A 23,138-nucleotide genomic window follows, 5' to 3' on the forward strand; every position below is an offset into this window, starting at 1 on the left:
TCAGGATAGTGGGGTGGGGGCGGCCTGGTTGTGGCGCAGGAGCCCTCCGGCGGCGATGGCGATGGCATCGGCGACGTCTGCGGGCGTGGGGGGCTCGGGCAAGTTGTAGCGGGCCTGGACCGCCAGACGCATCTGGTCCTTGGTGGCCCGCCCGAAGCCGGTCATGGATCGCTTCACCACCGACGGGGCCAGTTCCAGGATCGGAAGCCCGGCACGCTTGGCGGTCAGGAGGATGACGCCGCGGGCGTGGCCCATGCTGATGGCGGTGGCGGGGAAGGCCTTGTGGGCGAACACGGCCTCGACGCACGCCGCGTCGGGCTGTAGCCGCTCGATCAGGTCTCGCAGGTCGGCCTCGAGTTCCACTAGCCGGGCCGCCAATCCGTCGGGCGAGCTATCGCCCCGCTTGAGTCGCAGCACGCCCGCTTCGTCCAGCGCATCGCGGCCGTCCTTGAGGACAACGCACGCATAGCCGGTGAGGCGCAGGCCAGGATCGAGGCCAAGAACACGCATGATCAGGCTTTCGGCGTTTTGCGTGCGTCGTCGCCAGCGTAGTGCTGCTGCCAGTGGATCAGGGCCTTGACCATGCAGTCGCACTCAAGGTTGACCCCGTCCCCGGAACCCAGGGCTCCCAGCTTGGTGCGAGCGAGGGTATCGGGGATGAGGGCGACCTCGAACCAGCCCTGGTCGACCGAGAGCTCGGCGATGGTTAGCGAGACGCCGGCGACGCAGATCGAGCCGCGAGGCGTGACGTAGGGCATTAGGTGGGAGGGGGGCTGGATCCGGATACGCCATTGGGGTCGCTCGGACACCGCCAGCACGGAGGCGACGGCGTCGACGTGGCCCTGGACGAGGTGCCCACCCAGCAGGGTCGTCGGCGTGCAGGATCGCTCCAAATGGACGCGGGCGCCGGCCCGCAGATCACCCAGCGTGGTGTTGGCCAGCGTCTGGGGGGTGGCGTCGAAAGCGAGCAAGAGGTGATCGCCCGCCGAGCGAGATTCCACCAGACTGAGGCAGCAGCCGTCGATGTTGATCGACTCGCCGGGTGTCGGGCCGGGCTCGGTCAGCAGGTCGGTCGGCGCGGAGACGACCAGCCGAATCCCGGCATCGGTGTCGGTGGCCTCCAGGATCGTGCCAACGCTGTGGATGAGACCGGTGTACATGGGGTGCCGGGGCCTTTCGTGAGGCTCTGGAATCCACTCGGGCATCCGACGCGAACACCGGGGTGTTCGCCGCTGGAGGCCGAAGGGGCCATGCGAGCCCTTGACCCCCTGCCGCGGGGGCCGGATACTGTGCGGCAGACATCAGGGGGCGCACGGGCCCGGTGCCGCCTTCCAGCAACCGTACGGGCCACAACCCAGCCTCGGAGCCTTCCACGGATGCGTACTTCCATTGATACACGTGGCCCCCGTCCCGATCGCCGAGCCCGCCGGTTGCTGGGCCGTTCGGCGGCCGGGCTGGCCCTGGTCTCGCTGGTCCTCGGTGGATGCGCCAGCTCGTCGGAAATCGGTCCGCCGATCTCGACCACCCAGCAGGAAGCATCGGCCAGCTACGACAGCGGCTCGTTGCGGTCGATTGGTTACAGCCGAGGCTGGCGGGCATACCCCATCGTGACCCGCAACCAATCGGTCGAGCGTGTGCGGGCGTACGACGATATCGTGCTGGTGCTGGAAGGGGGTTCGACGCTCAGTTGCATCGACGCCCAGGACGGCGCCTCTCGGTGGAGCACGCAGCTGGAGAGCCCGGTCACGCCCTTCCTGGGCATCGAGCGGCAGGGCAACCTGATCTACGTGAATTCGTCGTCGGAGCTCTATGTCCTCGACGCATTGAGCGGAGAGCTGCGGGCCCGCCAGCGACTGCCGCTCGTGGTCACTACGGGCCCAACGCGCCATGAAGGCCAGCTGCTCTTCGGTTGCGCGGACGGCCAGGTGTTCAGCTATGTGCCCACGCAGCAGATCAAGCTGTGGGGCAACCAGCTCGACCATCCGGTCGAGATGGACGCGGTCATGGTCGATGGCATCGCGGCCTTCGTGAGCACCGAGGGCGACGTGCTGTTCATCGACCCTGCGCGCGGCACGGCGATGATGCGTGCGGGCGGCGGCCAGCGTTTCAACGCGCTGTTCGACGGACCCGGCGCCATGCCCGCCGCGGCGCCCGGCATGCTCCTGGTGCCCAGCGAGGATCAATCGCTGTGGGCGTTCACGCCCGCCAGTAGCCGCAACCTGTGGCGCGTACCCACGCAGGGGCCGATCACCAGCCGCCCGGTGGTCTACGGCGACCACGTGTTCATCGATCTGCCCGAAGTGGGCTTCAGCGCCGTGAGCCTGGGCACCGGCGAGGTCCGCTGGTCGCTCAAGGACGTGGGTGGACAACTCGTGTCGGTCCGCGACAAGTTGCTGGTCGTCTTCGATGCCGAGAACCAGGAGCTGACCCAGATCGATGGCGCCACGGGCGACGTCTTCGGCAGCGTGCCGGTGGGCGGGGTGAGCCGTGTGGAGACGGCCACGCTCGAGGACGCCCCTATCTACCTCATCACCGAGCGCGGCCTGGTCGCTCGCTTCAACCCCGACGCGTAAGCGGTGGCCGTGGCGACCATCGAAGGCACGGTCCGGACGGTGCGGCGGGCGCTCATCTCGGTGAGCGACAAGGCGGGCGTCGCGGACTTTGCGCGCGTCCTGAGTCGATTCGGCGTCGAGCTGGTTTCCACGGGCGGCACCGCCCGCACGCTCCGGGAGGCGGGGCTCGACGTGCGCGACGTCAGCGACCTCACCGGCTTTCCCGAGATGCTCGATGGGCGCGTGAAGACCCTGCACCCCGGCGTGCACGGCGGCATCCTGGGCGTCGAGGAACTACCCGAGCACGCCAAGGCCATGGGCGAGCACGGGATCGAGCCGATCGACCTGGTCTGCATCGACCTGTACCCCTTCGAGAAGACCATCGCCCGTGAGGGCGTCACGCTGGCCGAGGCGGTCGAGCAGATCGACATCGGCGGACCGGCGATGGTGCGCTCGGCCGCCAAGAACCACGATCGGGTGGCCATCGTGACCAGCCCGGCGCAGTACGCCTCGGTGGCTGCCGACCTGGAAGCCCACGGGGGCACGACGCACGCGCTGCGCGCAACGCTGGCCGCGGCGGCCTTTGCTCGCACGAGCGAATACGACGCCCGAATCGCCGCCTACCTGGCCGGCCGGGATGCGCCGGGCGCCATGCCCGCGACGCTCTCGCTCAGGATGGATCGGGCGGGTGAACTGCGCTACGGCGAGAACCCGCACCAGGCCGCCGCGGTGTATCGCGATGCGAGCTTCCGGGGGCCGACGGTGGTGGGAGTGGAGCCGCTGCACGGCAAGGCGCTCAGTTATAACAACCTGGCCGACGCGAGCGCGGCGCTGGAGCTGGCGATCGATCTCGCGCGCACCACGGTAAATGTCGGCGCGACGGTCATGAAGCACGCCAACCCGTGCGGGGCCGCCAGCGCCGCCGATGCGCGCACGGCGGTGGACCTGGCGCTGCTGGGCGATCCGGTGGCGGCGTTTGGGGGCATCGTGGCCTGTTCGCAGGCGATCGATCTCCAAGCGGCCGAGCGGCTGAGCGAGAAGGACCTGTTCCTGGAGGTCATCGTCGCGCCCGCGTTCGAGGACGATGCGCTCGAGCGGCTGCGGACGCGGTGGAAGACCACGCGCCTGCTGGCCGTCGGCGATGCCGGCGCCAGCGATCGGGCGGGCGTGATGGTGCGGACGCTGCCCGGCGGAGCACTGGCCCAGGAGATCGACGCGCTGCGGCCCGACCCGGCGTCGTGGACGCTCGCGGCGGGGCCTAAGCCCAGCGACGAGACCATGTCGGCGTGTGCCGCGCTGGTTTGCATCAGCCGGGCGCTGACGAGCAACGCCGTGGCGGTGGGGGGCAGGAGCGGAAACGGCGCGGCGCTCTTTGGCGCGGGCGCGGGGCAGATGGACCGGGTGACCAGTTGCCGCCTGGCGGTCGAGAAGGCCGGCGACCGCGTGCGATCGTGCGAGGGCGGCGGCATCGCGGCGAGCGACGGCTTCTTCCCCTTCAGCGACGGGCCGGCGATGCTCATCGACGCGGGCGTGAAGACCATCGTCCAGCCCGGCGGCTCGAAGCGCGACGGCGAGACGATCGAGTTGTGCGAGCGCGAGGGCGTCACGCTGCTGATGACCGGTGTGCGCCACTTCCGGCACTAGCGTCAAGGGAAGCCGGCGTCGAACGCGTCCTGGAACGCCAGGAAGTCGAAGATGGTCAGATCGCAGTCGCCGTCGAGGTCGGGCTCGCGGACGAGGCAATCGCGGCCGCAGAGCGAATGACCGGCGGGGCTTTCCCTTGTTCGGCTCCTGTAAAAGCTTTGCCACCGTTGTGGACAAGCCGGCCCGTCTTGCCGACAATTCGTTCGCAAGGTGGTTTCGTCGAGGATGCGTCCTTCCAGACCCAATCCGAAGCCGAACGGCGACGCGGCACACGCGTCCCGGGGGGGCGGCTCTCGCTCCAGATCGAGCAAGTCGCACGCCCGCCACCCGCACCCCCACCCGCATTCGACCGAGATCCGGGCCATCCGGGCGTGCTCGCTGGACGTGCCGGTGCTGCTGCTGAACAAGCACTACGCCGCGTTGCGGATCATCACCGCGAGGCGGGCCTTTACGCTGCTGTGCAAGGAACTGGCCGAGGTCGTCCATGTCGAGGGAGAACCGACCGAAGCCACCTTCAGCAACTACGACTTTGCGCAATGGGTCGAGGTCTCGGCCCTGCAGCACGAGATGGAGCCGGCCGCCCACGACTGGGTGCGCACGGTGCGGCTGTCGATCGCCGTGCCGCGCGTGATCCGGCTACTCGGATACGACCGCCTGCCGCGCGTGCAGGTTCGGCTGAGCCGGCGGACGATCTTCGAGCGCGATGGGCACCAGTGCCAGTACTGCAAGCGGTACTTCCGCGGGGGCGACCTGTCTGTCGACCACGTGCTGCCGCGGGCGCGCGGGGGCGGCGATAGCTGGGAGAACCTGGTGGCCGCGTGCATCCGCTGCAACGCCGCCAAGGGCGACCGCACGCCCAGCGAGGCGGGCATGCCCCTGGCGCGTGCGCCAAAGCGGCCAACGCCCGACTCGATCCTGCACGGCTGGGGCGAGGGCGGTTCGGGCGGCAAGGCCCGGGGCGTGCGCAGCGACCCACGCTTCGCGGCGTGGCGGATGTTCCTGCCGCAGTCGAAGTAGTCTTAGAGTTTCCTACCGCACTCTGGGCAGCGCGTGAGCCCCGTGGCGTCGTAGCCGCATTCTGGGCAGGCGTCGGGATCGTGTTGTGGTGGGCCGATGGCTTTGAGGATGCGCTTCATCCAGAGGTCGGATCGACCTTTCGAGACACAGAAGAGCAAGATCGCGAAGAGCGACAAGAAGATAGCGTTTCGGAGGTACCCTATCGGCTTGGCTTCGCGGTATTGAAGCTTGCCTTGTGACAGCATCGTGATCGCCTCGGGCACGAGTTGGCGGAATCCAAGTGCCGCTTCTGACTGCGATTGCAGCGCCGAGTTGTGGATAAGGATCGCGACCTCGCGCTCATCGAGCCCATCGAGTGGCCGCGCCGGTGTGCAGAAGCCGCTCACCGACGTGGCGTGCAGCACGCCTTCGCCCCGCCGCATAAACCAGGGCGTGGTGCCTACCTCGGCTAGACGGGTGCTCGTCTCACCCCACCCAGACTCACCTCGCCAGCGGACTTCCAACTCGCCATCCACGCTGTGGATCTCACCGAAGGTCATCATGATCGGGCCAGACCGGTTGGAACTGCCCATTTGTTTAGGCAGCGAGCCGCGGTGCATTGACAGCATGTCAGCAGTGAGCAGAGAGACCAAGACGATCAACACAGCAGGATGCCCGAACCACCTGGGCCGCGGGGGGGCCTTGGCGTGGTCCGGGCTCTTCGTCGTGCCGGGCATGATGATGGCCGATGGGCGGCCGGTACAGTCACTCCCCGCCGCGGAGCATGGCCAGCAGGCGGAGGATGCTGATGTAGAGCCAGACGATGGTGACCAGCAGGGCGAAGCCGGCGTACCACTCCATCCACTTGGGGGCTTTGTTGGCCACGCCGTCTTCGACGATCTTGAAGTCGATGATGAGGTTGAAGGCGGCGACTGCGACGATCACGCCGCTGATGGCGATGCTCAGGGGGCCGCCGTCCCAACGAACGAGGTTGACGCCCAGGAAGCCGAGCAGGATCTGGGCTACGAAGAAGAGCAGCACGCCGCCGGTGGCGACGACGATCATGCGCATGACCAGCGGCGTGGCTCGGATGATCCGCGTGGCGTAGAGAGCCAACATGACCGCCGCGATGGCGAAGGTCAGCCCGGCGGCCTGTGCGATGAGCGTGGTGTCCAGTTGGGCCATCGCGCCACCGCCGCCATCGGCCGCGGCCGCCTGCTTGTTGCTGGCAAAGCCCACCCACATGAACGATACGCCCGCGAGGAACGCGCCCTCGGCGATGGCGTAGAGCGGAGCGAGGTAGGGCGACAGGCGGGGCTTGAACACGATCACCAGGGCCAGAATGAGCCCCAGGATGCCGCCACCGGCCAGCAGGCCCAGCCAGAAATCAGCCGCGAATGACCACAGCAGTGTGGCGGTGCCGACCGTCAGCCCCAGCAGGATGGCCGTATTGGTGATGGCCCCCTGGTAGGTCATGGTCCTGGGCGCGGCGACGTGCTCGGCCCAGTCGCCGTGGCCGACGTATTGCTCGACCCTGCTGATGGCGGGGTTGCCGGTGGTGGTGATCATCGATCGTGTCTCCCTGCGGTTTTGGTCACGCGTCTGGCAGATGGTAAGCCGTCGGGTGCGCCGAAGGCCTATCGAGTTCCGTGCAGCACCACCGCCGGCATCGGTCCGTGGCCCGGCACCACGTTGAACATGCGGATGACGAAGGCCTCGCGGTCACGGGCGTCCAACTCGATCTGCCAGCCCCAGTCGGGCTGGCCCTCGCCGGCTGGGTAGGTTCCATAAAGGTGCACCACGCCCTCGCGTTGATAGCCGTGCAGCGTCATGCCGCTGGCGGCGTGGAAGTCATCGGTCCAGTCGCAGCGCAGCGCGGCTGGCTGGCCGGCCAGTTGGATGACGCCTTGGTGCTGCGTGTCGCCACGCGTCCAGGTATAGCGGACGGTCTTGGCCGCCACGTCCAGCGTGCCGTCGCCGCGATCGGGCTTATCGGGGTCGACCATCCACAGTCGATTGGGGCCCGCCCACGCGCCGTGGTGGGTTTCGGGCAGGGCGACCTCGACGGGGGCGTTGGCCGGTGCGGCCTGCCCCGGCGCGGGGCTCGCGCCAAGGCCCAGGATGCAGCCTGTCGCGATGATGGCCAGCACGGCGACGAGGATGGTGTGGGTCGGGGTCATGCCAGGCTCCTGTGTGTTTGCCTACTTCGTCGAGGGCTCGTCGATGGCCAGTGCCTTGAGCTCCTGACCATTGGCGACCAGAAGCACGGGGCCGGCTTCGGTCTCGTGCCAAGCGATGCCCGGGCGATTGCCGCCCACCTCGGTGTGCGCGATGATTCGGCCGTCTTCGAGGTCGAGCACGCACACCAGCCCACCGTGGAAGACCGCGGCCGCCCATGACCGGCTCGCCGCGGCGACGATGTCGCCGGCCGGACCCTCGCCCGCGACGCCTCGACGCCAGATCTCCTTGCCCCGGGCGTCGACGGCGATGATGACCGCCTCGCCCTGGAAGCCGCCCGTGCCCAGCAGCACGATGGGCTCGCCATTTCGGAACGCGGGTCGAACCAGGTTGGCGTAGTCGCCCGACCACAGCAGCCGGCTCTGGCGGCCGGTCCTGCCGTCGTAGACGTGCACGGTGCCGCCCGCGGAGGTGGAGATGGCCTCGACCGTTCCGTCCATATCGAGATCGAGCGCCGTCACGTGCCAGATGTTGCCCGAGTTCTGGTTGCTCCAGATCTGCTCGCCGGCGGCGTCGTAGGCCCGGATGCCCGTGTTGCCGTTGTAGCCGACGATGAGTTCGTCGATGCCGTCGCCGTCCAGATCGGCCGGCCACGCGTCGTTGGGCCCCTGGCCCCTGGGGACCGACCATTGCACCGCGCCGCTTTCGTCCAGCAGCGTTGGCGGCTCGCCCCAGGTGGTGAAGACGACGTAGCCGCGTTCGCCCCCGGCCAGACGCATGGTCCGCACCGTGGAGCCCAGGGAACGGTTTGTGATCCGATCCTTCATTTCGCCGTCGGGCGTCATGCGCGCAACGCCGGAGAAGCCGGCGGCCAGCAGGTCGCCGCGATCGACGGTGACGGAGTTCCACGTGCCGCGCACCGCCCATGCCTGGGACATGTTCTCGGCCTCGGGGAGTGCTTCGGCCCCGCGGCGCTCGTTGGGCTCGGGCACGGGCTCGCCGGCGATGGAAGCCTCGATCTCGGCCGAGATGTCCTCTGTCAGCGAAGGCGAGAAGCCCACGTGGACGGCGCGGATGGTGCCGTCGGCGTCGATGACGACAGTCTGCGGAATGCCGCTTACCTGGTATGCCTCGCTGACGGCGCCGTCGGCGTCCAGCGCGACGGGAAGCGAGAGCTTCTGCTGCTCCATGAATCGCGCGGCAACCTCCTCGCTCTCCTGCACGTTGACCGCGTAGATCATGACGCCTTGCTCGGCATACTTCGTGGCGACCTTGTCGAGCACCGGCAGTCCCTCTCGGCAGGGCGGGCACCAGGTCGCCCAGAAGTCGAGCACGACGACCTTGTTGTTCGCCAGCGCGTCTTCCAGCGACATCGTGCCGCCGCCGGTGGTGGCAAGCTCGAAGGCGGGCGCCTTCGTGCCGACGAGCGAGGCGGTCTGGGGTTCTTCCCAGCCCTCCATGTCAAAGTCGCCCATGTCGTCGTAGTCGGCCCCGAAGAACGCGCCGGCGATGGTCTTGGCTTCGCGCGCATCGTCGGGGGGCGTGAAGGCCAGTCGCTCGTCGGCGATCGTCTCGGGCGTGGCCCAACTCGTGAATACGGTCGAGTAGCCCTTGCTCTCGGGCAGCCAGCCGGCATCGATCCAGCTCTGCGGCAGCGGGTACTGGGCCTTGAGCAGGCGCGGCTCGCCTTGGGCGGCGATCCACATGTCGAACGCAACGCCGCCGCCCTCGATGCGTACGTGGTTGGCCGGTTGCTTGTCGATCTCGTCGACACCAATGAACTCGGCGGTCTCGAGCGTTTCTTCGAGCAACGCCATCGGATCGTTCGCGACGACGGTCTTCAGGCCCGGGCCCACCAGCATGCGCCATTGCCAGTCGATCCACGTCGCGTCGTGCTGCGTGAACGCCTCCAGCACGTCGTCGACGCCTTCGCCAGTCACGTAGCTGTTGTGTTCGACGCCGTGGACGATCGTCTGGTCGGGGCCCGCATAGAGCGAGGCCGTCGGCATCGCGCCCGCGTGACGCAGCACCAGGCGGCCGGGCTTGGCGACCGTGCCCTCGTAATACACCCAGTAACGGGACTCGGCGCCGGTGCCAACCATCTGGAGCTCGATGGTGCAGGCGAATTCGGCCTGCTGCACCGAGCCGTGGTACTCGGCCATCGAGCGGAGGATGGCTGTTGCATCCGGCTGGGCCTGTCCAAATGACACGGCCGTGGTCGTCAGGCCCAGGGCCAAGGCAAGAACGCCGAGGTCGCAACGCTGCATGGAGGATCCCCCTTCTTGGGTCGGCCGAGCGCCGCCGGGACATCGACGGACCTTGACCATCAGCCCGCCCCGAATCGGCGGTGTCTCGCGTGGTAGTATGGTCGAAATCCAGGGAGGATGCAAGCCCGATTGAACGGGACGGCGCAAAGCGGCTCGTCAGTGCCCCTCGCTGCGCCCTTCGATCGTGTAGTTCGGGCTTTCCTTGGTGATTCGGATATCGTGTGGATGGCTCTCGACCATGCTGGCGGCGGTAACCCGGCAGAAGCGGGCGTCGCTCCTGAACGCCTCGATCGTCGGGCAGCCGGTGTAGCCCATGGCGGCGCGGAGGCCGCCGACGAGCTGGTAGACGAACTCGGCCAAGGGGCCGCGGTAGGGCACGAGCCCCTCCACGCCCTCGGGCACGAACTTCTGCTTCGGTCGGCCCGAGGTGTCGTACTTGTCGGCCTGCCCATATCGGTCGGCACTGCCGCGGTTCATGGCGCCCTCGCTACCCATGCCGCGGTAGCTCTTGTACCGCCGCCCGCCGGAGATGACCAATTCGCCCGGGCTCTCGTCGAGCCCCGCGAGCAGCCCGCCCAGCATGACCGTGCTGGCGCCTGCGGCGATGGCCTTGGCGATGTCGCCCGACATGCGGATGCCGCCGTCGGCGATGACGGGCACGGGGTTCTTGGGATCGGCCTGGGCCACGCCGCGGAGCCCCTCGAAGATGGCCGAGATCTGCGGCACGCCCACGCCGGTCACCACGCGGGTGGTGCAGATGCTGCCCGGACCGATGCCGACCTTCACCGCGTCGACGCCCGCCAGCGCCAGGTCGCGGGCGCCGTCGGCGGTGGCCACGTTTCCGGCGATGACCTGGATGTCGTGGGCGGCCTTGATCTTCTTGACGGTCTCCAGCACGTTCTTGCTGTGGCCGTGGGCGGTGTCGACGACGATGACGTCTACGCCCGCCTCGATGAGCGCTTCGACGCGATCGAACTGCAGCACCCCCACCGCGGCACCGCAGAGCAGGCGGCCAAGCGAATCGGTGCTGGCGTCGGGGTATCGGCTGAGCCGCTCGATGTCGCGCATCGTGACCAGGCCGGCCAGGTGGTTGTTCTCGTCGACGAGGATGAGCTTCTCGACCTTGTTCTGGTTGAGGATGCCCTCGGCTTCCTTCAGCGTGGTGCCGGCGGGCGCGGTCACCAGCGGGTCGCTGGTCATGACCTGGGAGACGGTGGTCGAGAGGTCCTCGACGAACTTGAGGTCGCGCCGGGTCAGGATGCCCAGGATCTTGCCCTTGCTGCGCAGGTCGTCGCTGCCGTCCTCGGTGACCGGGAAGCCCGAGACGTTGTACTGGGCCATGAGTTCGCGAGCGCGCCCGACGGTGTCGTTTGGGCCGAGCGTGATGGGGTCGGTGATGACGCCGTTGGCGCTGCGCTTGACCTGCACGACCTGGCGGGCCTGCTCCTCGATGCTCAGGTTCTTGTGGATCACGCCGATGCCGCCCTCGAGCGCCAGGGCGATGGCAAGGGGCGCCTCGGTCACGGTGTCCATCGGGGCGCTCACGATCGGCACGCGGATGCGGATGCCCCGGGTGAGTTGGCTGGACGTATCGGCTCCGGCGGGCAACACCTCGCTGGCGCGCGGCAGCAGCAGCACGTCGTCGTACGTGATGCCGTCGAGTACGACCTTGGCTTCGGGCGTTGGCACGGGCTTGCCGTCGGTTGAGTTGGAGGGGGTGGCGTTCGCGGCGGGGGAGGTGATCGTGTGCGTGGCCATGCTCATGCTTGGCCGGCCGGGGCGGGCGGTCAAGGCCGAAGGGGCCCGCGGCCCGCTCGATGGCCGCGAACGAACGCCGCGGGGCGGATCGGAGGTTGCTCCGGCCCGCCCCGCGGCGTGTGATTCAGTCGTGCCTTCGATCGGGTCAGGCGGTGGCTTCGACGCCCTCGCCCAGGTCGCCCTGGAGTTCTTCGGGCTTGACGTCCTTGACGGTCGATTTCTCGATGATGGCGTCGAGGGTCTTGTGCTCGCGGATCTGGAGGAAGATGCTCTGGATGCGGCCGCTCTGGACCAGTTCCTGGAAGAACTGCTCGGGGCGGGCGCCGCGCTCGAAGGCCATCTCGGCCACGCGCTGGCGGGCCTCGTTCTCGGAGACCTGCACGTCCATCTCCTCGGCCACGCGGTTGAGGATGAAGAACAGCTTGAGGTTCTGCCGGGCCTCGGCGGCCGAGGCGGCCCGCAGCTGGGCGACGTGGTTCTCGATCTCGCCCTCGTCCATGCCGCGGTACATGAGCTCCATGCGGCGGCGCTCCATGGCGCGGCCGGCCTGCTGGGCCGTCAGGCGCTCGGGCAGCTCGAAGTCGGTGTTCTCCAGCAGGTGCTTGGCGACCTGCTGACGCAGGGCGGTGGTCTGCTGGATCTTCGTCCGCTGGTCCAGGCGCTCGCGCAGGCGGCTCTTGAGCTCGTCCTCGTTTTCCAGGCCGAAGCGGCTGACCAGTTCGGCCCGGTCCAGGGGCACGATCTTGTCGATCGCGGTGACCTCGAAGGTGATGGTCAGGTCCTTGCCGCGCAGGGCCTCGACCTCGTGCTGCTCGGGGCCCTTGGTCTTGATGGTGGCCGTGTCGCCCACCTTGGGCAGGCCCAGCTGCTTGCCCAGGTCTTCGACGACCACGCCCAGGATCATGCCCTGGCCGCCGTCGGGGGGCGTCTGGACGACGGCGCCCTCGATGTTGTAGTGCTCGGCGCCGTCGGCATCGACCATCCTGGCGTTGCCGGTCAGGTAGTCGCCCTTCTCGCTGGCGTCGTGGCTCTCCAGCGTGCCCTCGTTCAGGCAGATCTTGGTGAGCTCTTCGTCCACGCGCTCGTCGCTGACCTCCAGCTGGGGTCGCTTGAGCTCCAGGCCCTCGAGCTTGGGCAGGTCGAACTCGGGCTGGACCTCGACGTCAAGGCCGAACTTGAGCGGCTTGCCGGCCTCGAGTTCGATGTCCTTGAGCTGGGCGCCGAAGGGGTCGCCGATGACCTTCAGGCCGCTCTTCTCGATGGCCTGCTGGTAGGCCTCGGCCACGATCTGGTTGCGGGCCTCGTTCCTGATGTTGGAGCCGAAGCGCTTCTCGACCAGCGCCTTGGGTACGCGGCCGCGGCGGAAGCCGGGCAGCTCGGCCTCTTCCAGGATGGTGTCCACCGACGTGCGCAGGCGCTCGTCGACGGTGTCGGCGGCGACCTCGATCTCCAGGCGCTTGCGGCTGGGGCCGCTGTCGGTGACGGTGTAGTCCTTCAAGATGTCCGCTTGTGCGGTGTCGGCCATGGATCGAACTCCGAGAGACCTGTCGTGCGAGCCAGAATTGGTGGGTGCGCGCCCGCCCCGAAGCCGGGCGCGAAGGGGAGTATAGCTTGCCCCGGGAAGGCCCGCGCGAATGCGACGGCCCGCTGAGCCGACCTCCTGTCATGAAAATCGCAAAATAGTGGGGGCCCGATTTGCCCCTGCGTGCCGGGGGAGACGCCACGATCCGCGATGCGGAACCTCCTGATGCGTCGATTGGTCAAAACCCGCGTGGCGCAGCGCTAGAGCCGTTGGCGAACGCAAACCGTCGATTCGTGGGCCCGTGAGGCCTGCGACGGGCAGGGATGAATCGGCAATCCGTGGCGTTGACGATTCATCCGGCAACGCCCGAGAGCGGGCCGAGCCACCGAAACACGTTCCCCCGAAGGAGGACACGAACCATGACTCGCAAGACCACCGCCCTGACCATTGCCGCCGTGGCCGGCCTGGCCACCGCCGCCATGGCCCTTACCGGCACCTCGACCACCACGAACAAGGACAAGGACGGCTGCCAGAGCGCCTGCACCATGAGCACGCAGGCTGCCTGCGGCTGGGGCGACAAGGACGGCGAGGCCACCGCCGTCACCATGGTCTCGCTGGACGACCACGCCCAGATGGGCAACCGTGGCAACGGCGCCGACGGCACCATCGTGCAGGTCGCCTCCGAGGCCGGCCAGTTCGAGACGCTGCTGGCCGCCGCCAAGGCCGCCGGCCTGGCCGAGGCGCTCAGCAGCAGCGGTCCGCTGACGGTGTTCGCGCCCACCGACGAGGCCTTCGCCAAGCTGGGCCAGGGCACCATCAACGACCTGCTCAAGCCGGAGAACAAGCAGAAGCTCGTCAGCATCCTGACCTACCACGTGGTCAGCGGCGAGCTGCCCGCCGACAAGGTCCTCAGCCGCAACGACGCGACGACGCTCAACGGCCAGCGGATCGATTTCTCGCAGAACAACCGCGGCGCGTTCGTCGATGGCGCCCGCATCATCGCCACCGACGTGGCGGCCAGCAACGGCGTGATCCACGTGATCGACAGCGTCATCATGCCCGAGAGCAAGAACCTGGCTCAGATCGCCACCGGCGACGGCCGCTTCTCGATCCTCGCCAAGGCCGTCGAGGCCGCGGGCCTGACGGGCGCCCTGACCGGCGACGACGCCCTGACGGTGTTCGCGCCTACCGATGCGGCGTTCAACAAGCTGCCCCAGGGCACGCTCGAGGAACTGCTGCGTCCGGAGAACCGCGACACGCTGCGTCAGATCCTGACCTACCACGTCGTGCCCGGCCGCGTGTACGCGCGCGACGCCGTGGGCGCCCAGCGGGCCCAGACGCTCCAGGGCGACGCCGTCCGCGTGGGCATCAGCGACGGCCGCCTGACCATCGACGGTGCGGGCGTGGTCAACAGCGACATCGAGGCCAGCAACGGCGTGATCCACGTGATCGACTCGGTGATCCTGCCCAACTGATCGCGTTCCGGTTCTCTCTCTCCACGCTGCCACGCCCGGCGACCCAAGGAGCGCCGGCGGGCAGCGGGTCGTTCCGGCGCACCCAGGCGGGTGCGCCGGTCTTGCGCGCCGGCCCGAGATACCCCCAAAGAGGTTGGTCGGCCCCGTTCGCGCCCGTGCGCGGCCGGGCCTACGTTCTGCGTCATGGAACTGCTGCGCGACGAACTGGGCGCATCCGTCCTGACCGGGTCGGGCCCGCTGCCCCTGCGTTGGATCCTGTGCATTGGCCGAAACTACGGCGAGCACGCCAGGGAGATGGCCTCGGCCGCCGCCGCCACGAAGGCCGTTGGCGACGCCGACCACCCGACCGTGTTCGCCAAGAGCCCCGCCTCGGTCATCCTGCACGAGGACGAGATCGCCATCCCCGCCTGCTGCGTTGACGAGGCGACGACGCTGGATGGGGGCGGCGACCAGGTGGACTACGAGGGCGAGCTGGCCGTCGTGATCGGCACGCCGGCGCGTGACGTGTCCGTGGAAGGGGCCCTCGACCACGTGCTGGGGTATTGCTGCGCCAACGACGTCTCGGCCCGCTGGTGGCAGAAGCACGGTGGCGGGGGCCAGTTCGTGCGCGGCAAGAGCTTCGACACCTTCTGCCCGCTGGGCCCGCGCGTGACGCCCGCCAGCGGCATCGACCCGGCGAACCTGACGCTGACCACCCGGCTCAACGGCCAGGTCGTGCAGTACGCCTCGACGAGCGACATGATCTACGTCGTGGCCGACACCATCAGCCGCCTGAGCCAGGGCGCGACGCTGCCGGCGGGCACGGTGATCCTGACGGGCACCCCCAGCGGCGTGGGCGCCGCGCGCACGCCGCCGAGGTACCTGCGCCCGGGCGACGTGGTGGAGGTGGAGATCGAGGGGCTGGGCGTGCTGCGCAACGCCGTTGTTGGCGCGTGAGCCAGCCGGCTAGGGGCAGCCCGCGTCGAACGCGTTCTGGAACGCGAGGAAGTCGAAGATCGTGAGGTCGCCATCGCCGTCGAAGTCGGCAGCGGGGTCCATCGCGTCGAAGAGGTTCTGGAACGTGAGGAAATCGAAGATGGTCAGCGCGCCGTCGCCGTCCAGGTCGGCTCGGCAGGCGGCGGGGCCGCACTGGTTGAGCAGCACGCTGACGGTGTCGGAGAACACGTTCGCGGTGGCGACATCGGGCGTTTGGTCGCCGTCGAGGTCGCCGATCACCACGGAGTTGGGACGGCTGTCGGTGGGGAAGTCGTAGCGTGCGGGGAAGGTGCCGTCGCCGTTGCCCGGCAGCACGCTGACGGTGTCCGAGTCGCCGTTCGCGACGGCGAGATCGGGCGTGCCGTCGCCGTCGAGGTCGCCGATCGCCACGGACCTGGGATTGCTGCCGGCGGCGAAGTCCTGGCGTTCCTGGAAGGTGCCGTCGCCGTTGCCAAGCAGGACGCTGACGCTGTCGGAGCCGCCGTTCGCGGCGGCGAGATCGGGCGTGCCGTCGCCGTCGAGGTCGCCGATCACCACGGTTCTGGGAAAGCGGCCGGTGGCGTAGTCCTGGCGGGTCTCGTAGGTGCCGTCGCCGTTGTTCAGCAGCACGCTGACGGTGGCGGCGTTGAAGTTCGCGACGGCGAGGTCGAGGGCGCCGTCGCCGTCGAGGTCGCCCATCGCCACCGAGAGGGGACGGCCGCCGGTGGCGTAGTCCTGGCGGGGCTGGAAGGTGCCGTCGCCGTTCCCCAGCAGCACGCTGACGGTGCTGGCGTTGAAGTTTCCCACGGCCAGGTCGAGCGCGCCATCGCCGTCGAGGTCGCCCATCGCCACGGAGTTGGGTTCCATGCCGGTGGCGAAGTCCTGGCGGGGCTGGAAGGTGCCGTCGCCGTTGCCCAGCAGCACGCTGACGGTGCTCGAGTTGAAGTTCGCCACGGCCACGTCGGGCGTGCCGTCGCCGTCGAGGTCGCCCATCGCCACGGACCTGGGACCGGAGCCGGTGGCGAAGTCCTGGCGGGGCTGGAAGGTTCCGTCGCCGCTGCCCAGCAACACGCTGGCGGTGCCGCCGGCGCTGTCGTTGGCCACGGCCAGGTCGGCGTCGCCGTCGCCGTCCAGGTCGCCCATCGCCACGGCGTTGGGCGCATCGCCCGCGTTGTATCGCACCTCGGGTGCCAAGAGGTCGGTGGGATCGCAGGTCTGGGCGAGGGCCGCCGACTGGCAGGTTGCCCACATGCCAATGGACAAAGAAAGCGCGGCCCTGCGGCCGCGCCCGACGATGGTGCTTCGATGCATGGATGTACCCCCACGGCCCGGACGTTCACCGGGCCCGAGAACAAGATACAGGAAAACGGCAGGCGTGTCAACGGAGATTGCCGGTTGCGCGGCAGAATCGTGATGATGGCGCCCGCCGTCCGAGAACGCCCGCGGGGCCCCGTCCGATAGAGAAACCGCCCTGGCGCCCCCTAGCAGAGTTTCCGGCGTGCAGAAAGTCATTTTCGGCACGCCGTCAGCCGCTCACGGCGTGCCGTCCGTCGCTCTCGGTACGCCGTCAGCTGCTCCCGGCACACCGTCCGTCGCTCTCGGTACGCCGTCAGCCGCTCCTGGCACGCCATCCGTCGCTCTCGGTACGCCGTCCATTGCTCACGGCACGCCATGAGGCTCGCCGCGTGCGCGTGGCATCGGGCCCGGCGGGCCTGGCGGGTTCACCGGGGCGGCCGGCGGGCGGGCCCCTACCCTGTCCACCCATGAGCCAGACACCCGACAGCCCCCAGGCCGGCACCGACTTCCTCGCCTCCATGGACGCCCTCCAGGCCGACGGCCTGGCCGAACTCGACGCCGTGGGCGACGCCGCGGCGCTCGAGGCCTGGCGGGTGGCGTTCCTGGGCTCCAAGGGCCGGCTCAAGGCGGCGATGGCGGGCATGAAGGACGTGCCAAAGGAGGACAAGCCCGCCGCGGGCCAGAAGGCCAACGCGGTGAAGACGGCGCTGGAGGACGCGTTCGAGGGCCGCAAGGCGGCACTCTCGGGCGGTGGGAGCGCCGGTGGTGCGATCGTGGATCTCACCGAGCCGGGCCTGCACACGGCCAGCGCCCAGGGGCGGCGGCACATCCTGATGCGGGTGCGGGCCGAACTGGTGGAGGTGTGCGCGCGGCTGGGCTTCGCGGTGGCCAGCGGGCCCGAACTGGAGGACGACGAGCATAATTTCGTGAAGCTCAACATCCCCGCCGACCACCCGGCCCGCGACCCGATCGACAACTTCTACGTTGATGATCCATCGAAGACCGAGCGGCCGCGCATGCTGCGCAGCCAGACCTCGACGGTGCAGATCCGCACGATGGAGCGCGCGGTGAAGGAAGGCTGGGGGCCACCCTTGAAGGTCATCAGCCCCGGCCGCGTGTACCGGCCCGACACGGTCGACGCGACGCACACGTTCATGTTTCACCAGTTGGAAGGTTTGTACATCGACGAGGGCGTGTCGATGGTGGACCTCAAGACGACGCTGCTCCAGTTCGCCGAGGCGTACTTCGGCACCGGCGCCCAGATCCGCCTGCGGCCAAGCTTCTTCCCGTTCACCGAGCCCAGCGCCGAGTTCGACATGATGATTGCCCTGCGCCCCGGCGACGAGCCCAGGTGGATCGAGCTGGGCGGCTGCGGCATGGTCGACCCCAACGTGCTCCAGGCGTGCGGCATCGACCCGGAACGCTGGAGCGGCTTCGCCTGGGGCTTCGGCATCGAGCGGCTGGCGATGGGCAAGTACGGGATTCCGGATATCCGGATGTTGTTCGAGAACGACCTCAGGTTCTTGAAGCAGTTCTAAACGTTCTCTCACGCGCTGCGCGCGGCCGTGGGCGGGTTGTAGACTGGGCCAATGGACGGCCTGCTCGAATCCGGCTTCTTCCAATCGTGGGCCGACGCCGCGATGACGACGCTGGGCTTCTTCTGGATGGCCCTTTGGGCGTTTTGCCTGGGCTACTGCATCAGCTCGATGATCCAGGTGTTCGTGACGCACGAGCGCATGCGGCGGACGATGGGCACGGCCGGCCCGCGCTCGATGGCGCTGGCGACGTTCTTTGGCTTTGTCTCCAGCTCGTGCAGCTTCGCGGCGCTGAGCGCCACGCGGGCGCTCTTCCAGAAGGGCGCGGGGCTGGCGCCGGCGCTGGCTTTTCTGCTGGCCTCGACCAACCTGGTGATCGAGCTTGGCATCCTGATCTTTATCTTCTTGGCGTGGCAGTTCGTGGTGGGCGAGTATCTCGGTGGACTCATCCTGATCGGCACGATGTGGCTGCTGGTGCGCTGGACGGCGCCAAAGAAGCTCGTGGAGGCGGCGCGCGAGCACGCGAAGGCGTCGTCGGCCGATGACGAGGAGGAAGACCCGCCCGATTGGAAGACGATGATCACCAGCCGCCAGGGCTGGTCGAGGGTCGGCCGGCAGTACCAGGCCGAGTGGCTGATGGTGTGGAAGGACGTGGCGGTGGGCTTCACGGTGGCGGGCGTTATCGCCGCGTTCGTGCCGCCGGCGTTCTTCGAGGCGCTCTTCGTAGGCAGCGGCAGCGAGGGCGGGCCCACGTGGTGGCAGACGATATTGCACACGCTGATCGGGCCGGTCGCGGCGTTCTTTACCTTCATCGGGTCGATGGGCAACATCCCGCTGGCGGCGATCCTCTTCGGCTCGGGCGTCAGCTTCGCGGGCGTGATGGCGTTCATCTTCTCTGACCTCGTCGTGTTCCCGATGCTGCGGATCAGCGCGAGCTACTTCGGGTGGAAGATGGCCGCGTACATCCTGGGCGTGTTCCTGGCGTCGCTGGTGGTGGCGGCCCTGGCGATGCACTGGGGGCTGGCGGCCTTCGACATGCTCCCCAGCCCCGAGAGCGCCAAGGCCACGCAGACCGAGCCCGGCGAGCGGTTCAAGATCGACTACACGCTCTTCCTGAACATCGCCTTCGTGGGTGTAACCGGCGTGCTGCTCTGGCTGGGCCGGCGGGGCAAGGACGAGGACGGCGGCGGCCACGACCACGGCAGCCCGGGCGTGATCCAGCGCGTGCTGGGCGTGCTGGCGATCCTCGCGTTCGTGTGGCTGGCGGTGGGGGCGGTGCTCTGGTTTACGATTTCGTGAAGACGGCCAGCGGCGTGCGCAGGCGTTCTATGCTGGCCGATGCGTTCTCTTGCCACCACCATCCTGATCGCGTTCGTCGCCCTGTCTTGCCTCGGCCTTGCGCCCGGTGCTGAGGACCGCTTGCTCGACAAGCCCCTCGTCCTGGCCCACCGCGGCGCCTCGGGCCATCTGCCCGAACACACGCTGGCCGCGTACACGCTCGCGTGGTCGATGGGGGCGGACTACCTCGAGCCCGACGTCGTGCTTACGAAGGACGGCGTGCCGATCTGCGCGCACGACGTGAACATGGAGCGGGTGACCGATGTGGCCGAGCGATTCCCGGATCGCGCCCGTGAGGATGGCAAGTGGTACTGGATCGACTTCACGCTCGACGAGGTGCGCACGCTGCGGGTGACGTACGCGGGCGCGGGCGGCGCCGTCGGCGGGGCGGTGCCGACGTTCGAGGAGTTCCTGCGTTTGGTCGAGCGGCTGAACGCCATCGGCGGCGAGGACGGGCGCGCCCGCGTGGGCGTGATTCCCGAGCCCAAGCGGCCCGAGTTCCATCGCCAGCATGGTCACCATGTCGAGTTGCAAGTGTGGACCACGCTCGTCGTCCATGGCTACTCGGCTGAAGACGACCTGGCGATCATCCAGTGCTTCGATCTCGACGCGCTCGAGCGACTCGATGATGTGGGCTGCTTGCTCAGGTTGGTGTGGCTGGTGAGCGAGGAACCGAGCGAGGACGAGCTCGAGCGCGCGGCCGCTTTCTGCCATGGCCTGGGCCCGAACCGCGCGCTGCTGGAGGACGACGAAACGCGCACGCGGTTGCCTTTGCTGGCCAAGTCGCGTGAATTCGGGCTCATGTTGTATCCCTATACGTTCAAGGACGAGCCAGCGGCGATGGCCCGTTTCTTCCATGAATACGGGGTCGCGGGGCTGTTTACCGACTTTCCGGGCGCTGGTCGGCGCGCGGCGGATCGAGCCACGGGCGCGCGGGGCCAGTAACGGCTTCCCTATCCTGCGAGCGACCCCGCAGGAGCGCCGGCACGGTGAGCAAGGAAGAAATCGAGAGCAAGCATGAGGGCGAAGGCGCCGGCGGCGATCAGCCGCAGGCCAGCCCGGACATCACCAAGCTCGGCAAGCTGCTGGCCGGCCCGATGGACGTGCGTTCGTTCATGCTCACGGGCCTGTTCGTGCTCGCCCTGCTCGCGGTGATCTACGCGGCCAAGCCGGTCCTGGTGCCCATGGTCCTGGCGATCCTGCTGGCGGTCATGCTCGGGCACGTCGTGCGCTGGCTTCGATACGAGTTGCACATTCCATCGGGCGTTGGGGCCGCCATCGTGCTGGCGACGCTGGTTGGCGTCTTCGGCCTTGCCGCGTACTACCTGAGCACGCCAGCCACGACGTGGCTGCAGGACATGCCTCAAGAGATGCGCGAGATGGAGCGCAAGTTCCGCGGGCTGAAAGAACGCGTCGAAGGGTTGCGCGAGGCCAGCGAGCAGGTCGAGGCCATGGCCAACGACAACGGCGACGAGGATGCCGTTGACGTGCGCGTCCGCGAGGCGACCATCACGCCCTTCCTGCTTGGGCAGACGTGGTACATCGGCGCCAACGCCTTCCTGACGCTGGGCCTGCTGTACTTCCTGCTGGCGGCCGACGACCTGTTCCTGGTCAAGCTCGTGCGCGTGATTCCCAAGTTCGCCAACAAGAAGCTGGCCGTCGAGGTCGTGCACCAGGTCCAGAGCGACATCGCCATCTACTTCCTGACCATCACGCTCATCAACGCTGGCCTGGGCGTCGCGATCGGAACCGCCATGTGGCTGCTGGGCGTACCCAATCCGCTCCTGTGGGGCATCGCCGCGGCCCTGCTGAACTTCATTCCCTTTGGCGGGGCGATCATCGGCGTGCTGGCGGTGGCGGTGGTGGCGGCGGCCAACTTCGACAACGTGGGCTACATCCTGCTCGTGCCGGCGGTCTACTACACGCTGACGACCATCGAGGGCAGCTTCCTCACTCCCATGATCCTGGGCAAGCGGCTGGTGCTCAACCCGGTGGTCATCTTCGTGTCGCTCATCGTCTGGGGCTGGATGTGGGGCATCCCGGGCATCTTCCTGGCCGTGCCCATCATGTCGGCCATCAAGATCACCTGCGACAACATCGAGCCGTTGCGGGTGGTCGGCGAGTTCCTCGGGCGGTAGCGACGGAGGGCCGACCGACGCCGTGCGGCCCCTACACTGCGTCCGGCACGCCATGCACCGGCCGCAGGGGGATCGCGATGGACGAACACAGGCCCGACGACTCGAAGACCGACGCACCCAAGCCCCAAGCGCCCAGCGCTGGGACGTCCCGGGTTGACAAGCCCGACGCGCCGTCGGCGGACACATCCGAGCGCGTCGACCGCGCTGCCGCGGCCGGGCTGCCCAGTGAGTTCGGCCCCGAGGTCCGGGTGCTGCGGCTGCGGCCGGCGATGTTCCGGGCAAGGCCCTTCTCCTTCATCGGCCTGGTCCTACTGATGACCTCGGCGGGCGTGCTCGCCCTCTGGGCGGCGTTTCGAAAGGCGCCGCTGTGGCCGGGTGATACCTTCTGGCTGATCGTCTGCCTGCTGGTCTTCGTTGCGGCTGCCATCACGATGCTGGTGTGGTTCCTCAAGACCATGAGCGCCTGCCTGGACATCACCACCAAGCGGACGACCGAGAGCCACGGGCTGTTCAGCCGCGCCACCAGCGAGGTGCTGCACGATAACATCCGCAACATCGCGGTGAAGCAGAGCTTCGTCGACCGCGTGTTCAACGTGGGCATCATGGAGATCTCCAGCTCGGGCCAATCGGGCATCGAGATCACCATGAAGGACGTTCGCGACCCGCATGGGGTGCGCGAGACGATCGATAAGTATCGGGAGCTGTAAGAAGCCCCGCCCACGGTCCGCGGCCTCCCTCTGGTCGCGCGGTGCGGGCGGGGCTCGGGGAAGAAAGAGGAGAGACGATCGCGATCAGGGGCAGCCGGCGGAGAACCTGTTCTGGAAGACCAGGAAATCGAAGATCGTGAGCTGACCATCCTGATCCAGATCCGCTCGCAAGTCGCCGGCGGCGAAGAGGTTCTGGAAGGCGAGGAAGTCGAACACCGTCAGTTCCCCATCTGCGTCGCGGTCGGCGGCGCAGATGACGATGATCACCGAGTTTCCCGTATACACGATGTGGGCCGGGCCGATGGCGCCCACCGGCTCGATGTCGATGTCGCTAAAGAAACCATCAATGGCCGACCCGGTGATGACCTCGAACTGGTCGCGCGGCTCGGGGACGTAGCCGTCGACGAAGTCGACGTCGAGGGCGCCGTCGAGGACGAAGGAACTGCTCCCGGAGATGCGGTCGAATTCGCCGTCGCTCGCACCGGCCGCATCGATGTCGACCACCGTCGTGCTCGCGAGCCTGATCTGCCCGCCATTGGTGACGAGGCGATCGACCGACCGGTCGGGCAGGCCCGGCGACAGGCGGCCGGCAAGGTCATAGCTGTTGATGATCTCGCCGCGTCCGGAGATGTCGCCACGGATGGTCGGCGTGTCGCCGCTCGCGTCGACGCGTCGGATTTGCGCCCAGTCGAGGAATCCGCCGATGGGTGCGTTCAGCACGACGTTGGTCGAGATGTCCGCGCCGTTCTCGAGGCCGAACTGCGTGTTGCCGCCCGAC

General features: G+C 68.3%; 20 protein-coding genes. 10 read left to right on the forward strand and 10 right to left on the reverse strand.

Annotation, left to right across the window (positions count from 1 at the left end; genetic code table 11):
• Both RIE32_12105 and RIE32_12110 read right to left on the reverse strand, forming a co-directional pair.
• Positions 1 to 510, reverse strand: coding sequence for a crossover junction endodeoxyribonuclease RuvC (locus RIE32_12105; GenBank protein ID MEQ9096993.1), 510 nt, complete (start codon positions 508 to 510; stop codon positions 1 to 3).
• A 2-nt stretch (positions 511 to 512) separates the two neighbouring features.
• A complete protein-coding gene (locus RIE32_12110; GenBank protein MEQ9096994.1) occupies positions 513 to 1,160 on the reverse strand; it encodes a riboflavin synthase in 648 nt (215 codons plus the stop codon).
• Between the two features lie 216 nt (positions 1,161 to 1,376).
• Between RIE32_12110 and RIE32_12115 the strand changes: the two genes are divergently transcribed.
• The 3 genes from RIE32_12115 to RIE32_12125 all read left to right on the forward strand — a co-directional run bounded on the left by RIE32_12115 (position 1,377) and on the right by RIE32_12125 (position 5,213).
• On the forward strand, positions 1,377 to 2,573 hold the full coding sequence (locus RIE32_12115; protein MEQ9096995.1) for a PQQ-binding-like beta-propeller repeat protein: 1,197 nt from the start codon (positions 1,377 to 1,379) through the stop codon (positions 2,571 to 2,573).
• 9 nt (positions 2,574 to 2,582) lie between these two features.
• On the forward strand, positions 2,583 to 4,196 hold the full coding sequence (purH, locus tag RIE32_12120) for a bifunctional phosphoribosylaminoimidazolecarboxamide formyltransferase/IMP cyclohydrolase (protein MEQ9096996.1): 1,614 nt from the start codon (positions 2,583 to 2,585) through the stop codon (positions 4,194 to 4,196).
• Positions 4,197 to 4,421: 225 nt separating this feature from the next.
• Entirely contained in the window at positions 4,422 to 5,213 is a 792-nt protein-coding gene (locus RIE32_12125) for an HNH endonuclease (protein MEQ9096997.1), read from the forward strand.
• A gap of 2 nt (positions 5,214 to 5,215) precedes the next feature.
• On the opposite strand, the gene RIE32_12130 is transcribed toward RIE32_12125, so the two are convergent.
• From RIE32_12130 to tig, 6 genes are all read right to left on the reverse strand, one after another.
• Positions 5,216 to 5,854: a hypothetical protein gene (locus tag RIE32_12130; GenBank protein MEQ9096998.1), complete on the reverse strand. Its 639-nt coding sequence runs from the start codon at positions 5,852 to 5,854 to the stop codon at positions 5,216 to 5,218.
• Between the two features lie 103 nt (positions 5,855 to 5,957).
• Positions 5,958 to 6,761 carry a Bax inhibitor-1/YccA family protein gene (locus RIE32_12135; GenBank protein ID MEQ9096999.1) on the reverse strand — a complete coding sequence of 268 codons (804 nt, stop codon included), beginning with the start codon at positions 6,759 to 6,761 and terminating at the stop codon, positions 5,958 to 5,960.
• 68 nt (positions 6,762 to 6,829) lie between these two features.
• Entirely contained in the window at positions 6,830 to 7,372 is a 543-nt protein-coding gene (locus RIE32_12140; GenBank protein MEQ9097000.1) for a hypothetical protein, read from the reverse strand.
• A 21-nt stretch (positions 7,373 to 7,393) separates the two neighbouring features.
• Positions 7,394 to 9,637 (reverse strand): redoxin domain-containing protein, encoded by a 2,244-nt coding sequence (locus RIE32_12145; GenBank protein ID MEQ9097001.1) that lies wholly within the window; start codon positions 9,635 to 9,637, stop codon positions 7,394 to 7,396.
• 156 nt (positions 9,638 to 9,793) lie between these two features.
• Positions 9,794 to 11,395 carry an IMP dehydrogenase gene (gene guaB, locus RIE32_12150; protein MEQ9097002.1) on the reverse strand — a complete coding sequence of 534 codons (1,602 nt, stop codon included), beginning with the start codon at positions 11,393 to 11,395 and terminating at the stop codon, positions 9,794 to 9,796.
• 145 nt (positions 11,396 to 11,540) lie between these two features.
• Positions 11,541 to 12,920 carry a trigger factor gene (gene tig, locus RIE32_12155; protein ID MEQ9097003.1) on the reverse strand — a complete coding sequence of 460 codons (1,380 nt, stop codon included), beginning with the start codon at positions 12,918 to 12,920 and terminating at the stop codon, positions 11,541 to 11,543.
• Positions 12,921 to 13,336: 416 nt separating this feature from the next.
• Between tig and RIE32_12160 the strand changes: the two genes are divergently transcribed.
• Both RIE32_12160 and RIE32_12165 read left to right on the forward strand, forming a co-directional pair.
• Complete coding sequence (locus RIE32_12160; GenBank protein MEQ9097004.1) at positions 13,337 to 14,392, forward strand: fasciclin domain-containing protein; 1,056 nt, start codon at positions 13,337 to 13,339, stop codon at positions 14,390 to 14,392.
• 183 nt (positions 14,393 to 14,575) lie between these two features.
• Positions 14,576 to 15,328 (forward strand): fumarylacetoacetate hydrolase family protein, encoded by a 753-nt coding sequence (locus RIE32_12165; protein ID MEQ9097005.1) that lies wholly within the window; start codon positions 14,576 to 14,578, stop codon positions 15,326 to 15,328.
• Between the two features lie 9 nt (positions 15,329 to 15,337).
• Here the strand turns inward: RIE32_12165 and RIE32_12170 are convergent, their stop codons facing one another.
• Positions 15,338 to 16,657 (reverse strand): FG-GAP-like repeat-containing protein, encoded by a 1,320-nt coding sequence (locus RIE32_12170; protein MEQ9097006.1) that lies wholly within the window; start codon positions 16,655 to 16,657, stop codon positions 15,338 to 15,340.
• 452 nt (positions 16,658 to 17,109) lie between these two features.
• Between RIE32_12170 and pheS the strand changes: the two genes are divergently transcribed.
• The 5 genes from pheS (at position 17,110) to RIE32_12195 (ending at position 22,360) form a co-directional block, all read left to right on the forward strand.
• Complete coding sequence (gene pheS, locus RIE32_12175) at positions 17,110 to 18,180, forward strand: phenylalanine--tRNA ligase subunit alpha (protein MEQ9097007.1); 1,071 nt, start codon at positions 17,110 to 17,112, stop codon at positions 18,178 to 18,180.
• Positions 18,181 to 18,231: 51 nt separating this feature from the next.
• On the forward strand, positions 18,232 to 19,476 hold the full coding sequence (locus RIE32_12180) for a permease (protein MEQ9097008.1): 1,245 nt from the start codon (positions 18,232 to 18,234) through the stop codon (positions 19,474 to 19,476).
• Between the two features lie 39 nt (positions 19,477 to 19,515).
• Positions 19,516 to 20,460, forward strand: coding sequence for a glycerophosphodiester phosphodiesterase family protein (locus RIE32_12185; GenBank protein MEQ9097009.1), 945 nt, complete (start codon positions 19,516 to 19,518; stop codon positions 20,458 to 20,460).
• A gap of 44 nt (positions 20,461 to 20,504) precedes the next feature.
• Positions 20,505 to 21,653 (forward strand): AI-2E family transporter, encoded by a 1,149-nt coding sequence (locus RIE32_12190; GenBank protein MEQ9097010.1) that lies wholly within the window; start codon positions 20,505 to 20,507, stop codon positions 21,651 to 21,653.
• A gap of 77 nt (positions 21,654 to 21,730) precedes the next feature.
• Positions 21,731 to 22,360, forward strand: coding sequence for a PH domain-containing protein (locus RIE32_12195; GenBank protein ID MEQ9097011.1), 630 nt, complete (start codon positions 21,731 to 21,733; stop codon positions 22,358 to 22,360).
• An 84-nt stretch (positions 22,361 to 22,444) separates the two neighbouring features.
• On the opposite strand, the gene RIE32_12200 is transcribed toward RIE32_12195, so the two are convergent.
• Positions 22,445 to 23,138: GC-type dockerin domain-anchored protein (locus tag RIE32_12200; protein ID MEQ9097012.1), on the reverse strand; the 694-nt coding region annotated here is incomplete at its 5' end.

The organism is Phycisphaerales bacterium, assembly GCA_040221175.1.
In the GTDB taxonomy this organism is placed as follows: domain Bacteria; phylum Planctomycetota; class Phycisphaerae; order Phycisphaerales; family UBA1924; genus JAHCJI01.

Excerpts from the sequence above, each read along its gene's own strand:
- RIE32_12105 (MEQ9096993.1), bottom strand. The coding sequence starts at position 510 with ATGCGTGTTCTTGGCCTCGATCCTGGCCTGCGCCTCACCGGCTATGCG.
- RIE32_12110 (MEQ9096994.1), bottom strand. The coding sequence starts at position 1,160 with ATGTACACCGGTCTCATCCACAGCGTTGGCACGATCCTGGAGGCCACC.
- RIE32_12115 (MEQ9096995.1), top strand. The coding sequence starts at position 1,377 with ATGCGTACTTCCATTGATACACGTGGCCCCCGTCCCGATCGCCGAGCC.
- RIE32_12125 (MEQ9096997.1), top strand. The coding sequence starts at position 4,422 with ATGCGTCCTTCCAGACCCAATCCGAAGCCGAACGGCGACGCGGCACAC.
- RIE32_12135 (MEQ9096999.1), bottom strand. The coding sequence starts at position 6,761 with ATGATCACCACCACCGGCAACCCCGCCATCAGCAGGGTCGAGCAATAC.
- RIE32_12140 (MEQ9097000.1), bottom strand. The coding sequence starts at position 7,372 with ATGACCCCGACCCACACCATCCTCGTCGCCGTGCTGGCCATCATCGCG.
- RIE32_12145 (MEQ9097001.1), bottom strand. The coding sequence starts at position 9,637 with ATGCAGCGTTGCGACCTCGGCGTTCTTGCCTTGGCCCTGGGCCTGACG.
- guaB (MEQ9097002.1), bottom strand. The coding sequence starts at position 11,395 with ATGGCCACGCACACGATCACCTCCCCCGCCGCGAACGCCACCCCCTCC.
- tig (MEQ9097003.1), bottom strand. The coding sequence starts at position 12,920 with ATGGCCGACACCGCACAAGCGGACATCTTGAAGGACTACACCGTCACC.
- RIE32_12160 (MEQ9097004.1), top strand. The coding sequence starts at position 13,337 with ATGACTCGCAAGACCACCGCCCTGACCATTGCCGCCGTGGCCGGCCTG.
- RIE32_12165 (MEQ9097005.1), top strand. The coding sequence starts at position 14,576 with ATGGAACTGCTGCGCGACGAACTGGGCGCATCCGTCCTGACCGGGTCG.
- RIE32_12170 (MEQ9097006.1), bottom strand. The coding sequence starts at position 16,657 with ATGCATCGAAGCACCATCGTCGGGCGCGGCCGCAGGGCCGCGCTTTCT.
- pheS (MEQ9097007.1), top strand. The coding sequence starts at position 17,110 with ATGAGCCAGACACCCGACAGCCCCCAGGCCGGCACCGACTTCCTCGCC.
- RIE32_12180 (MEQ9097008.1), top strand. The coding sequence starts at position 18,232 with ATGGACGGCCTGCTCGAATCCGGCTTCTTCCAATCGTGGGCCGACGCC.
- RIE32_12185 (MEQ9097009.1), top strand. The coding sequence starts at position 19,516 with ATGCGTTCTCTTGCCACCACCATCCTGATCGCGTTCGTCGCCCTGTCT.
- RIE32_12195 (MEQ9097011.1), top strand. The coding sequence starts at position 21,731 with ATGGACGAACACAGGCCCGACGACTCGAAGACCGACGCACCCAAGCCC.